The sequence below is a fragment of the Brevibacillus sp. FW301-21C12A genome, from assembly GCF_058788915.1.
The window spans coordinates 2,501-15,131 of the sequence record NZ_JBYTBG010000002.1 but is presented as its reverse complement, the minus strand read 5'-3'; the positions used below and the strand labels follow the sequence as shown (position 1 = coordinate 15,131).

Sequence of the window (12,631 nt, the reverse complement as noted above, 5' to 3'; positions counted from 1 at the left end):
ATCGTCTTTGCCTAGCGGAATACGCCCACTTCTCCCTCTACCTTCAGTTCAGCTTCGGTGGCTCCGATCACATCGGCCACGCTGTACGGATACATGACCTCGCGCAAATACAGGCCGTCCGGCTTCACTTCCATCACGGCCATATCGGTAATGATCCAGTCTGCCGCCTTGCTCGCTGTCAGCGGAAGCGAGCATTCGCGCACGATTTTGGAGCGGCCGTTTTTGTCGAGGTGCGTGGTCACGACCATGACCTTTTTCGCTTTTTGCGCCAGCTCCATCGCTCCGCCCATTCCCGGCACGCGTTTGCCTGGCACGATCCAGTTGGCGATATCCCCGTTTTGGCTCACTTCGAGGACGCCGAGGATCGTCATGTCCAGCAAGCCGCGGCGAATGATCGCAAAGGCCGTGGCACTGTCAAAAAAAGACGCCCCCGCCGCAAGCGTGACCGGAAAACCGCCCGCATTGCACAGCATGGCGTTTTCCTCTCCTTTGGCCGGGCTCGGTCCGGTACCCAATATGCCGTTTTCCGCGTGAAACATGACGCGTTTGTTAGCAGGGATAAAATCGGCCACCAGCGTAGGAATGCCGATCCCCAAATTGATAATCATGCCGTCCTCGACTTCCATCGCCGCCCTGCGCGCGATTCGCTCGCGGTAGCTCTCGGTCTCTTTTACTTCTCCCACGCCCATTGCCAGTTCACCCCTTCACTTTGCACGATGTAGTTGACGAAGACGCCAGGCGTGACGATTTCTTCCGGGTCCAGCTCGCCTACCTCGACAATCTCGTCCGCTTCCACGATCGTAATGTCGCCCGCCATCGCCACGAGCGGATTAAAGTTGCGCGCGCTCGTATCGTACACCAGGTTGCCGAAGCGGTCCGCTTTTTTCGCATGGACGATCGCCACTTCCGCCGTCAGCGGCGTCTCCAGCAGGTACTCTTTTCCGTCCAGCACGACTTTTTGCTTGCCTTTTTCCGCGATCGTGCCAATGCCGACGTCGGAGAGAATCCCGCCCAGACCGACGCCGCCCGCCCGTACACGCTCGGCGAGAATCCCCTGCGGGCAAAACTCGACCTCAAGCTCGCCTGCCGTCATTTGCGCCCCTGCGTTCGGGTTGGAGCCGATGTGAGAGGCAATCACTTTTTTCACGCGTCGTTCTGTCACCAGCTTGCCGATTCCGATGTGCGGAAACGCCGTGTCGTTGCTAATCAGCGTCAAGTCGCGCACACCCAGATCCAAAATGCCCTGGATCAGTGTCGGCGGATTGCCTACCCCGCCAAAGCCGCCCGCGAGCAGCGTCATCCCATCGCGAAAATGGGACAACGCCTCCTGTACGGTCACCACTTTATCAAAACGGTTTGTCATTTCAGTCTCCCCCCTCTAGCCAATCAGCGCCTTGTCTTTTAGCTCCTGCTGGACGCTGACAATCGCATCTTTCAAGAGGGCGATCAGTTCATCAATCTGCTCTTTTGTAATCGTCAGCGGCGGGGAAACGATGATCGAGTCTCCTGCCACGCCTTCGATTCCCCCCATGGCGGGATAGATGAGCAGACCTTTTTCGAATGCCTTCGCGATGACCTTGGACGCCACTCCTTCTGACAAGGCGAACGGCTCTTTCGTTTCTTTGTTTTTGACAAATTCCAGACCGCAGAGCATGCCCAAACCGCGCGCCTCGCCAATCAGCGGCAATTCATCTGCCAGCTCTTGCAGGCGAGACAGCAAGTAAGCGCCTTGCTCGGCCGCTTTCTCGATCAGGCCGTGCTTCTCGACGTACTTCAAAACCGCGAGCGAGACGGCAGCAGACTGCGGGTTGGCGCTGTATGTGTGTCCCGCCATAATCAGCCCGCTTCCCTGGGTGATCGTCTCGATAATTTCATCCGTCACCATCGTGGCAGCCATCGGCGTATAGCCGGCGCTCATCCCTTTGCCAAGCGTCATCAGGTCAGGCACGACACCCCAGTGATCGACCCCGAACGCTTTTCCGGTGCGCCCTACCCCTGTCATCACTTCGTCGGCGATGAACAGCACTTCGTACTTGTCGCAAATTTCGCGAATCCGCTGGAAGTAGCCGTCTGGCGGGACGACCGCGCCACCGGAAGCCCCGATAACCGGCTCCGCGATAAAGGCCGCCACCTGCTCGGCTCCGACGCGCAGAATGGCCCGCTCCAGCTCATTCGCGCATTCCAGGGCGTACGCTTCCAGCGACATGCCTGCTGGTCTGCGGTACGGATACGGCCCGGTAATCGTCGGATAGTCCTCCAAAAGCGGTACGAAGCGCTTCCGGCGCAGCACGTGCCCCGACATGGAGAGCGCCCCCATGGTGATGCCGTGGTAGCTCATCCAGCGGGAGATGATTCTGTTTTTCGTCGGCCTGCCTTTTTCCTGCCAGTATTGGATCGCGATTTTTTGCGCTGTCTCCGTCGCTTCGGAGCCGCTGCTCACAAAAAACGTCCAGTTCAACGAACCTGGCGCCCACTCGGCCAGCTTCGCCCCCAGCTCCTCCACAGCGTCGCTGCTGAAGTGCGAGCGGTACGCAAACGATACTTCTTTGGCCTGCTGGTACATCGCTTCGGCGACTTCTTCCACCCCGTGGCCGATGCTCGCAGTCACAGCCCCGCTGCAGCCGTCGATATAGCGCTTGCCGTCTTTATCGTATAAATAAATGCCTTTGCCATGAGAAATGAACGGATACGTCTTGCCCAACTCCGGTTTGATTACATAGCTTCTGCTCATGATCGTCGCCACCTCGCTTATTCTCTCCCTCTATCCTAGCTGACCTGTGCGGTTCATCCATCCGACGCGCTGGCAAAAAAATATGGCGAAGAGACAAAATCTTTTGTACATTTTGTATAAAGAACTTTGCAACACGGAGGTGTGCCTCGTGACGATTACGATCAGAGAGGCTCTGCAACTGCCTGACATGGTGCAGACGCGGTTGATCGCCGGAGCGGGCGGACTGGACAATCCGATTCGCTGGGTGACGATTGTCGAGGTGCTCGAAGACGCCAGCCGGCTGCAGGAAGGCGAGTTTTTGATTACGACCGGATTCGGCCTCGCTGAAAATATGGAGCGGCAAAGCTCGTTCATTCCGACGTTGGCGAGGCAAAAGCTGAGCGGAGTCGCCATCCATACCGGATTTTACTTGCGGGAAATTCCCGAAAGCTTTCTTGAGCTGGCTGATCGCCACCAGCTCCCGCTCATCGAAATTCCGACCGAAATCAACTTCTCGACGATTACCAGAGCCATTTTGCAGCCGATCGTCAACCGGCAGTTCGAGACGCTCGCCTATTCGCAGGCGATCCACAACCGGATGATCGACGCTGCCCTGTCCAAAGGCGGTCTGCCTGCCATCGCCGCCGAGTTGGCAGAGCTGACGGGCGGCGGCGTGACGCTTTTGGATGCGCTCGGCTTTGAAGTGACCCAGCACGGCTGCCCGACAGCGCCGACCGATGACGAAGCGAGAGAGCACGTGCATACGGTACCCATCCGCGCCAGTCGCGAGCATTTCGGCACGCTCAGCCTGGCCAAGCCGCGGGAAGCGTGGAAGGAGCTGGACGATGTGGCGCTCCAGCACGCAGCTACCTTGTGTGCGCTCGAATATGTAAAAGAACGCGCCGTTTCTGCGACAGAATGGCGGCTGAAAGGCGACTTCGTCGAGGAGCTTTTAAACGGAAAGCCGATGAGTCCGCAAGAGCTGGAAAGCCGCTGTCGCATGCTCGGATACCCGTTGTCGGGCAAGCATCTCGTCGTGGCCGTCAAGGTGGACACTGCCGAACCGGACAGGCTCGGGGAGCTGCACCAAAGCGCCATCACGCTGATGCGCAGGCTTTGCGACCGCCACCAGCGCTCGTATTTGTTGCGAGAACGGCCTCATTGCCTGCTGTTCGTGCTGCCCGATGACCGGACGAGCCTGCAGCTCTTGGAGCAGTTCACAGCCCGCTGGGAGGGGCTGCATTCCTCCACTCCCTTGCAGGTCGCCATCAGCAATCCGCGCGATCAGTTGACAGATGTTTCTGGCGCGTCCGAGGAAGCCATGTTCGCGCTGCAAGCCTATCCTTTGCTCGCCCGCGCCCCGCAAATGCTGCGCTACCGGGACATGCAAGGCTACCAGTTCCTGTTTCCTTACCACCGCGACGAGCAGAGCATGCTCGGCTTGTGGAAGCCGATCCTGGAGCCGTTGATTCGCTACGACAGCAAATACAACCAGCAGCTTCTGGAGACGCTGGAGGTGTACCTCGCGCAAAACGGGAACGGCCTGCAAACCTCCCAAGCGTTATATATTCACCGCCACACCTTGAAATACCGCCTGACCCAGATCGAGGAAAAAACAGGCTACCGCCTGGAGGATGCCCATCAGCGCTGGCAGCTTCAACTGGCGCTCATGGCCCGCCGCCTGCAGCAGCAACTGTTTCCTTCCCGCGAGTAGCCTTATTCGTCCCTGGTTTGCCGCAGCGGCTTCACCCAGATGTTCATATCTTCGAATCCGGAAAAAATCGTGCAGTTGTTGATGAGCCGACCGCGGTATTCATAGCCCATCTTGGCTGCTGTCACGTTCATCCCGGCCGATTGCGCCCGGGTCAAGGTATAGAGATAGTAAATCCCTGCCTCCTCCATCTTTTTTTCCAGAGCGCAAAACAGCGGCTGGAGGAGGCCTTTTCCGGCGTGATCGGGGTGGGTGGCACAGTCGGTCATCTCCGCCGAGCCCATCCGCTCCGACACTTCGGCAGACGCTGCGCAGGCGATCTTCCCGGCATGCTCGACGACGAAGTACACCGTCCCCTCCTGCATCGTCTTGCGCACGTACTCCGGATCATCCATGGGGGTAGGATACGTCGCGAACACAAGGCCGTACAGGCGTGCCAGCTCCTCTGCATCTGCCTCTGTTGCCGGACGCATGCTGTACCCTTCCGGCAGCGGCTTTTCTTCCCCCGCTCCCGCCTTTGCCAGACTCAGCGCCAAAATTTCCTCCGCCAGCTCAGGCGCTGTCGACGTCGCCCGTTCCTCTGTCACATACGCCGTGAGCATGTAGGCATTTTCTCCGCGAAAAAATCCGTCAATGACCCCTTCCTGCCGATAGCCAAGCGCGAGCCACTCCGCTACGTCCCGCTTTTTCCCGTAGACGATCAGCTTGGTGGCATTCGACTTCTCGGCCACCTGCCGCAGCATCTGGTCGTATTCCTTCAGCCGCGCCCGGTCGTACAGATGCAGCTTGACCCTGCGGTTTTGCCGATCGTCCACCAAATCGCCCGCAGCGAGCATTTCCTCAATCTGTGTCTGTGTCATGAAACTACCCCTCCCCTTTGTTTCCTTGTGCTTTCATTGTAGCAAATGGAGCTTCTCCGTCATCTGCCAATCTGTATAAAAAGTGGGCAGCCAGGCACAAATGCGGGCAGGTTGGGCATTCGACGAGCGCCATTTTCCCTATGGGTTCATAAGATGAAGGGAGTTGCTCCATCTGGGAAGGAGGGGGTATTAATGAGCTGCAGCAGAAACAACGATTTCGCCCTTGTTTTGGTCCTGTTCGTTCTCCTCGTCATCGTTCTCGTCTCAATCTCATAGAATCTCTTTTGTGCCCCTCAGGATAGGTAGTATCGAGGGGCCACTTACATATGCATGTAATATGCATGACACGTCTGAGAAGGGAGGAAGCCCACGTGTCCACACTTGTGTTCGCGCATCGCGGCGCTTCCGGCCTGTATCCGGAAAACACGATGGAAGCCTTTCACGCTGCTGTCCGCAAGCGGGCGGACGGGATTGAGTTGGACGTCCAGCTAAGCCGCGACAACAAGCTGGCCGTCATTCACGATCACCGACTGGAACGGACGACAAACGGCTCCGGTCCTGTGCGCGGCTATACGATGCGGGAGCTGCGCCAGCTTCGCGCAGACAAAACTTGCTCCACGCGTTATCCAAAAGCCCGGATTCCCGTTTTGCGCGAGGTATTTCAAGCCTTTTCCGATACATCGTTACGCTTTATTATCGAATTGAAAAATTTTTTTCAAAACCAGCCCCACCTTGAAGAAAAAGTCATTGAGCTGATCCAGCGCTACCAGCTCACGGAGCGAACGATCATTTCCACGTTCAACTTCGACAGTTTGTTGCGCATCAAAGAACTGGATCCTGCGCAAACGACCGGCCTTTTATACGTCGGCCCGCTCGCAAAACCGTGGGCAGTCGCAAGCCAGTATCGTTGCGAGCAGTTGCACGTCCCGTACGACCAGCTCACACCCGAACTGGTTCAACAGGCCAAACAGCGCCAGTTGACCGTCTACGGCTGGACGGTAAACAGCAGTCGGCAAATCCAGCGGGCCGTCGATATCGGCGTGGACGGGATCATTACCAACTATCCGGGGCGCGCCAGAAAAATCATCCATGTTGAATAGCCACGAAAAAAGGAGCCTTCTCGGAGGCTCCTTTTTGTTTATCAATCAACTTTTACCTGTGCGGAACATAAAACTTCCCTTGCCAACTGTTTCGGCGGTTCAGCTCGGCATTGATCCCGTTCAGCACTTCCCACTTCTTGCGGCTCCACATCGGACCGATCAGCAAATCCTTTGGCCCGTCGCCTGTGATGCGGTGGACGATCATTTCCGGCGGCAAAATTTCAAGTGTATCGACGACGAGCTTGGTGTACTCCTCCTGCGAAAGAAATTCCAGCAGGCCCGCTTCGTACTGCTTGACCATCGGCGTCTTGCGCAGCAGGTGCAGCAAATGAATTTTGATCCCTTGCACGTCGAGATGGGCGACCGCATCGGCCGTCTGCATCATTTCTTCGTGCGATTCTCCCGGCAACCCGTAGATGATGTGCGTACAGACGCGAATGTTGTGCTTGCGCAGCCTCTCCACCGCATCGACATAGCAGGCGTAGTCGTGCGCCCGGTTAATCAGTTGCGCGGTATGCTCGTGGATCGTTTGCAGGCCCAGCTCCACCCACAGATACGTCCGCTCGTTCAACTCCGCCAAATACTCCACCACATCGTCCGGGAGACAGTCAGGACGCGTTGCGATCGAGAGGCCGACAACTCCTTCCTGCCGGAGAATGACCTCGTACATCTCGCGCAGTTCGTCTACAGGGGCGTACGTGTTCGTGTACGCCTGGAAAAAGCCAAGGTATTTGGCCTGGGGCCACTTTTCATGCATCCGGGTTTTCACATCGTGAAACTGGCGCTTTAGATCCATTCTCCGGTCCCCGGCAAAATCGCCGGAGCCGCGCGCACTGCAAAACGTGCAGCCACCCGTCGCGACCTTGCCGTCCCGGTTCGGGCAACTGAAGCCCCCGTCCAGCGGAACCTTGAAAATTTTTTCGTGAAAAGTCGAACGCAAATGGTAGTTCCATGTATGGTATCGTTTATCTCCCCACAGCAAGGGAGTATCGTGATCGCAATGTTGTGGTGCGAGCTTCATCGCCGTATTCCTCCTCGTCGCCCGGCTGCGGGTTCGGTTTTGTCCGCGCAACCAACGCTCAGGGTGCCTTTTTCCCAGTTGCAACGCTTTCTCTTTTCGTGTGGTGATCGCGTCATTATACCAGATCACAGGCTTCTTTCGCCACTTTCGCTAACAGAAAAACCACAGGGCGAGATGCACCTGTGGTCTTTTGCTTCACGTGCCTATTGCTGGATCTCCTCGATACGAATGGCGCGAGTGTGGGACGTATGGCTCCACACCTGATTTTTCTTGGTGAAAAACGCGTAAAACATGATCGGCAGCCACGTCAGGAAAAAGAACGGCAACAAGAGCAGTCCCAAATATCCTTTTAGTGGCACTTTCTCGAGGTAGAGCGCCAGAATCGGCAATAAATAAAACACAGCCGTAGATCCGTACACCAGCCAGGTTGGCAGGATGGTAGCAGCAGGCGTCAGAGCCGCAATGTCAAAATATCGGCCCAAAAACAGCAAGGACATCATCGTCACCATCAGCACGTACATCGGCTGGAACAGGTAGAAAGCCGCGTCAAGCATGCCCAGCCTTCTTGCCTTCAAGCCGTTTTTCAGTACGCTTCCGATGTAGCGTCCAGCCACATCGTAGTGACCTTGCATCCAGCGCAAGCGTTGGCGCATCGAAGCTTTCAAGTCAATCGGCTTCTCATCCCATACTTTCGTATCATGGGCCCAGGTCGGATAAATGCCGCGCTCAATACAACGCGTAGCAAACTCCAGGTCTTCCGTCAGGCTGGTTGCTCCCCAGCCCATCTCCTTGAGCAGATTGCTCTCGATGCACAAGCCCGTACCGCCTAACGTGTTCGGCAGGCCAAGGTTGTGACGGGCCAACTGCCACATGCGGTTTGTAAACCAATACGTCACAGCATAAGACAGGGTAATCCAGGAGTCAAACGGGTTTTTCGAATCCAGATAGCCTTGAATCACGCGCGCCCCTTTGACCAGACGGTCGTTCATCACTTTCAGGAAGTTCTTTTCAACCAGGTTGTCTGCATCAAACATGACGACTGCATCGTACTGCTTTGGCCTTGCCCAGAGGTTCTCCAGCATCCACTCAATCCCGTAGCCTTTTCCGCGCTTGGACGTGTCAAAACGCTCGCACGCGATGGCTCCGTGTGCCCGACTGATCTCAGCAGTGTTGTCAGTACAGTTGTCGCAAATGACGAAGATGTCGTACATTTCGCGTGGGTAGTCCAGCTTTTTCAGGTTCTCAATCAGTGGAGCGATTACGGCACTTTCGTTATGCGCCGCAACCAGTACAGCAAATGTTTTTTGTGGCTCGCTTGTCACCTGCTCCTTTTTGCGGAACAGGCCCGCACAAGAAACCAGCGTTTGGTACGTGCTAATCACACCTACCGTTGAAGTGAATCCGATGAATAATCCCTCAATGATCTCTCTAATTACACTCATGGGTTCTTCTCCTCGACCTGAATCAAATTGGGTCTGATCTGACTTCAGGTAGTGTTGTTTTTCCAACATTTCTCTATTGTATTTCTCCCAATTGGGAGTGTACATCAAAAGCGTTTCAAGATCAATGACCCAAAAGTGGGAAAAAAGAAGGCACTGCTAACACCTTTCCCACCTTTTTCTCTTTCTATTCGACAAGCCTTGAACATGAGCAGAAAAAAAAGCCCTTGTCGAAAAGGCTTGATTTATTTCGAAAACACGAGGTCCAAGCTTAGTCCCCGGTTCGATACGATGGTGCGGTCGGCGAGACTCGAACTCGCACGGGTCGCCCCGCCACCCCCTCAAGATGGTGTGTCTGCCAATTCCACCACGACCGCCTGTTATCCGTGACCGTTTGTGCAGGTTACCTGCCGCAGAATCACGTTTTTGAGTATACACAATCCATTTTTCGAAGTCAATAGCGTTTTCCTCCATCTGAGTGCCCAAATTCTATCTGGGAACCGCATTTATTTCCTGTCGAAAACACGCGGATTTTGTTTGTTTTTCCAAAAATAGGGACAGTAGTTTTGGGATCCGCTCTCCTCGATTCGCCACGATTATGCATAGACCGCAGCGCCATATTTTTCGGCTTTCTTACATATTTCAGGGCGAAAAAGACAAATTATTACCAGTAGTGGAAGGCCAACTTTCTCAAAAAAATTTTTCGTCATGGGGGAAAAACGATGATTCCCGAGAATATCAAACAGCTTCTGCACGATATTCGGCTCATTGGCGGCGGCATGAAGCAGTATGAGCATCCAGATGATTGGCAGCTAATCCGCAACCTGGTTGGCGACGAGCTGGAGGTCGATTTGAGCGATGCCACTCCCGAGTATTGGGAGAAGCTCCGTGCTTCCCTTGAGAGCGAAAAGGCGGTTGCGCTAGAAAAAGCAGAGCGGCGTTACCTGCATGGCCTTTACTACTACAATCCCTTTATTTGACCACGATATGTTCGTGGTCTTCCTTTCTGGGGTGGGGGCAGCGGCTGCGGTTTGAGCAAGGGCTTTGCCAGGTTTCTACTTGTGGGGGTTTCTGTTGTACTTGGCTTTGTTTTGGCTGTTCTGTTCTTTGGGTGTTCTTTTGCCGTTCTTCTTCTCTGATGCATACCGCGTGGTGCAAAACGACTGCTGTAGCGTCAAGTAGCTATTCATGCTTAGGCGTCTCCAGGCGAGTTTCAGCACCTTTCAGGACTTTTCAGGACCTGGATTTGACCCTGACTCCCACCATCGGTTGGATTGTATCGTTTTGTCGTTTTGTCCTCTTGCCCTTGCGTTTTGCTACTAGACTATTTGCTCTGTGAAAATAGCAAAGGTCGCCGGGCAATGATCGGATAACACGAAGGAATGTCCCTGAACGGCTTGCATGGTCTGTAGCCTGTTTCCTTTCGTCCACTTGCCAATGACTGTCCTCTTTCTGACGACGGTCCTCTCGCCACTGACACTCTACTTTCCGAGGACGGAGAAAAATAGCAGCCCTTGAAATCATTTTTGCAGAGAGGAGTATCTTTTTTTCTTGTGATACGTTATATAGAATAGCGAGTGAATTTTCAGGGGAATCTACTCGTAGTGAATATGCTCGTCCATCGAAAAGCTTCCTTATTATATGTGTGTCATTTTTAGTCATTTTCTGTCGACAAAATGGCTCTTATTTTGTTACATTTTTGCGAGTCTCTACGTTTTGCCGTTCAGCTCTTAATGGGTTTTCAACCTAAAGTCTCTTCGCCTTGCAAAAATCGGTTTGAGTTGCCCTAGCGTGTAGGAAAGATAGCTATGAGAGGCTGTGCGTTTTTGAATTTTTTTTGGCTCGTTTGTGTTATAGGATTGGTCGGCTATATACATAAAAGCTGCTTTGCAGGTATGAATAGATCTGAATAGATCGTAGAGGTAGGAAAGGTGGGGAGTTATTTGCGGAGTAAGTCGTCCTGTAAACACCTCCTTGTAATACACGTACATGCTTCGTGCTGCGTACGGATAAAAGTGAGAACGTGGTAAGAGAGTACTTTGCGCTGTTCATGTATCATGCACGGAAGCTTTCCTTCCCCTCTCCTGTCTACGCACGCTCTGCTATTGAATGAGAGCGAAGAGGCCCCTATATCTCGCGGCAGCAAAGGCCGCCTAATCGCAAGCAGGATCGTTTTTCGCAAAAAGGCTGGATTGTGCGTTGCGGTTTTGCAGAAGTCAAACAGATGAAAATTGGTCAGATGCAAAAGGCATGCGGCATCATACGGCAAGTCGGCAAGTCTTGAGAACACCCCTCGTGCATTTGTTGTTCTTTCCTCCTGAACTCGCGCGTACGCCTTCTGCTTTCTCGCTCTAACCTTCGTGAGAAACTGACATGGGAACGAAAGCGGGCGCCAGTAGCTGCACTGCATCGTGCTCTCAGTGGGATATGTACACATTGTCTAATTCGTACTAAATATAGCGGTACCAGGTCTTAGGCGTCGCTAACAGCTTCACAACTTCTGTAAACTTTTTACCTCTCCTACTTATGCCGTTCCTTGAAGCACGCCTCTACATACGGATTCGCATACACCATCGTGGCCGAATTGCCTTCCATTTTTCCGAACACGTGCAGCATACATGCCGCCAGTTCTCTTGTACAATCGTGAAAATGATGAGACCCGGCTTCCTGCTTGCAGTTGGTCTACAACCGCTAATTTTGCGGCGCACAAAGCCTTTCATCGTGTCGTCTGGAAACGCAGACTTTGCGCTCGACTTCACGCCTGCCTAGGCCGTCTGCTGTTCAACGGAGCGTATGCCCTGCTGCCCAATGTTACTGTGGAACCAAAAACGACTCAAACACGCTCCTGGTCGTCTTTGACATCGTGTCTCCCTGCTGCAGAAGTTTGGGGTAAAAAAACCACCGACCGGAACCGACTCCGCTTAGTGGGCGTTTGCTTATTGTTTCTCTACCGTAATTTTCGTGGAAAGATACACGCGCACGTTTTGACCGTTTTCCTTGTAATCAATTCCATAATAAATCGTGTAAACCCCTGGCTTCCCCGCTACGAAAGAAGGCACTTCCCTGCGGTATCCATCCGCATCTGCCAGCTTTTCTACGTTCTTCGTCAATTTATAACACCCGGTATCGCTGGACGCATTCCAACCGTTTTGGCGCTCTTGCCTTTTGAGTGCTTTCCAACTAAAAAGATCTTTTCCCTACTTTGACTGTTGCTTCCGGTGGGCTAAAAATAATGGGTTTCGATTTTTTGACAGTCAAATCCACCCCATACGTTCCCCGCTTGATCTTGCCTTTTAATTGAATAGCTGAAATGAAAAGTACCTTCTGTTTCCGGCGTCGGAATCTTCCCTTTCCCCCAGTTACTGTCGTTTCCTGTTTATATCGGACAACGCTACATCTAGCTCGCATATCTTACCTCACGAAAAAAGACCTCTTTCAAACTCAAATGAGAAACTTGAGTCTGTAAGAGATCTTTTTTAACCAAAAGGTGTCGTGCTGTCTAAAATCCCAGCCTGGATAATTCCCACGTTCTCCACGTTCGCTGACCATATGACCGCCGACCTTCAAATGGCCTGACGCAATCACGCAATCATTGACGTTTGACAAACGCTGTCATATCACAGTTTTAACAAGTGTGGCGTCCCAGGAGAGATTCGAACTCCCGACCGACGGCTTAGAAGGCCGTTGCTCTATCCTGCTGAGCTACTGGGACAGATGATGGAGGGAGTACCCGGATTTGAACCGGGGATAAGGGTTTTGCAGACCCGTGCCTTACCACTTGGCTATACTC

General features: G+C 53.6%; 10 protein-coding genes and 3 tRNA genes (1 of these 13 only partly in view). 3 read left to right on the top strand and 10 right to left on the bottom strand.

The annotated features are described in order from the left end of the window. Positions 1-11 precede the first annotated feature (11 nt). From AC3WQH_RS01630 to AC3WQH_RS01620, 3 genes are read right to left on the bottom strand one after another with little or no spacing between them, the layout of a single operon-like run. Positions 12-689, bottom strand: a complete 678-nt coding sequence (locus AC3WQH_RS01630; RefSeq protein WP_005827940.1) for a 3-oxoacid CoA-transferase subunit B — start codon at positions 687-689, stop codon at positions 12-14. Then, positions 671-1,363, bottom strand: a complete 693-nt coding sequence (locus AC3WQH_RS01625) for a 3-oxoacid CoA-transferase subunit A (RefSeq protein ID WP_005827939.1) — start codon at positions 1,361-1,363, stop codon at positions 671-673. The genes AC3WQH_RS01630 and AC3WQH_RS01625 overlap by 19 nt, the downstream gene beginning before the upstream one ends. A 15-nt stretch (positions 1,364-1,378) precedes the next feature. Beyond that, the gene (locus AC3WQH_RS01620) at positions 1,379-2,731 is read right to left on the bottom strand and encodes an aspartate aminotransferase family protein (protein ID WP_026557002.1); all 1,353 of its coding nucleotides are present in this window, start codon (positions 2,729-2,731) and stop codon (positions 1,379-1,381) included. 148 nt (positions 2,732-2,879) lie between these two features. Here AC3WQH_RS01620 and AC3WQH_RS01615 point away from each other — a divergent pair, with 148 nt between their 5' ends. Continuing rightward, a complete protein-coding gene (locus tag AC3WQH_RS01615; protein WP_007784999.1) occupies positions 2,880-4,424 on the top strand; it encodes a PucR family transcriptional regulator in 1,545 nt (514 codons plus the stop codon). A 2-nt stretch (positions 4,425-4,426) separates the two neighbouring features. On the opposite strand, the gene ablB is transcribed toward AC3WQH_RS01615, so the two are convergent. Then, positions 4,427-5,281, bottom strand: a complete 855-nt coding sequence (ablB, locus tag AC3WQH_RS01610) for a putative beta-lysine N-acetyltransferase (protein ID WP_007784997.1) — start codon at positions 5,279-5,281, stop codon at positions 4,427-4,429. Between the two features lie 371 nt (positions 5,282-5,652). On the opposite strand from ablB, the gene AC3WQH_RS01605 reads away from it, so the two are divergent. Beyond that, on the top strand, positions 5,653-6,381 hold the full coding sequence (locus AC3WQH_RS01605; RefSeq protein WP_005831958.1) for a glycerophosphodiester phosphodiesterase: 729 nt from the start codon (positions 5,653-5,655) through the stop codon (positions 6,379-6,381). 52 nt (positions 6,382-6,433) lie between these two features. Here the strand turns inward: AC3WQH_RS01605 and mnmL are convergent, their stop codons facing one another. The 3 genes from mnmL to AC3WQH_RS01590 all read right to left on the bottom strand — a co-directional run bounded on the left by mnmL (position 6,434) and on the right by AC3WQH_RS01590 (position 9,218). After that, the gene (mnmL, locus tag AC3WQH_RS01600; protein WP_005831960.1) at positions 6,434-7,402 is read right to left on the bottom strand and encodes a tRNA modification radical SAM protein MnmL/YtqA; all 969 of its coding nucleotides are present in this window, start codon (positions 7,400-7,402) and stop codon (positions 6,434-6,436) included. 203 nt (positions 7,403-7,605) lie between these two features. Beyond that, a complete protein-coding gene (locus tag AC3WQH_RS01595; RefSeq protein ID WP_005831962.1) occupies positions 7,606-8,844 on the bottom strand; it encodes a glycosyltransferase family 2 protein in 1,239 nt (412 codons plus the stop codon). 289 nt (positions 8,845-9,133) lie between these two features. Next, positions 9,134-9,218 (bottom strand) — tRNA-Leu (locus AC3WQH_RS01590). A gap of 345 nt (positions 9,219-9,563) precedes the next feature. Between AC3WQH_RS01590 and AC3WQH_RS01585 the strand changes: the two genes are divergently transcribed. After that, positions 9,564-9,821: a hypothetical protein gene (locus AC3WQH_RS01585; RefSeq protein WP_005831964.1), complete on the top strand. Its 258-nt coding sequence runs from the start codon at positions 9,564-9,566 to the stop codon at positions 9,819-9,821. A gap of 1,956 nt (positions 9,822-11,777) precedes the next feature. Here AC3WQH_RS01585 and AC3WQH_RS01580 read toward each other — a convergent pair. The 3 genes from AC3WQH_RS01580 to AC3WQH_RS01570 form a co-directional block, all read right to left on the bottom strand. Next, the gene (locus tag AC3WQH_RS01580) at positions 11,778-11,951 is read right to left on the bottom strand and encodes a hypothetical protein (protein WP_155808668.1); all 174 of its coding nucleotides are present in this window, start codon (positions 11,949-11,951) and stop codon (positions 11,778-11,780) included. Positions 11,952-12,476: 525 nt separating this feature from the next. Next, positions 12,477-12,553 (bottom strand) — tRNA-Arg (locus AC3WQH_RS01575). Between the two features lie 6 nt (positions 12,554-12,559). Further along, positions 12,560-12,631 (bottom strand) — tRNA-Cys (locus tag AC3WQH_RS01570) (it continues 2 nt past the right edge of the window).

Bases quoted from the DNA above. Each gene is read 5' to 3' on its own strand.
- AC3WQH_RS01630 (WP_005827940.1), bottom strand. From the start codon at position 689: ATGGGCGTGGGAGAAGTAAAAGAGACCGAGAGCTACCGCGAGCGAATC.
- AC3WQH_RS01625 (WP_005827939.1), bottom strand. From the start codon at position 1,363: ATGACAAACCGTTTTGATAAAGTGGTGACCGTACAGGAGGCGTTGTCC.
- AC3WQH_RS01620 (WP_026557002.1), bottom strand. From the start codon at position 2,731: ATGAGCAGAAGCTATGTAATCAAACCGGAGTTGGGCAAGACGTATCCG.
- ablB (WP_007784997.1), bottom strand. From the start codon at position 5,281: ATGACACAGACACAGATTGAGGAAATGCTCGCTGCGGGCGATTTGGTG.
- mnmL (WP_005831960.1), bottom strand. From the start codon at position 7,402: ATGAAGCTCGCACCACAACATTGCGATCACGATACTCCCTTGCTGTGG.
- AC3WQH_RS01595 (WP_005831962.1), bottom strand. From the start codon at position 8,844: ATGAGTGTAATTAGAGAGATCATTGAGGGATTATTCATCGGATTCACT.
- AC3WQH_RS01585 (WP_005831964.1), top strand. From the start codon at position 9,564: ATGATTCCCGAGAATATCAAACAGCTTCTGCACGATATTCGGCTCATT.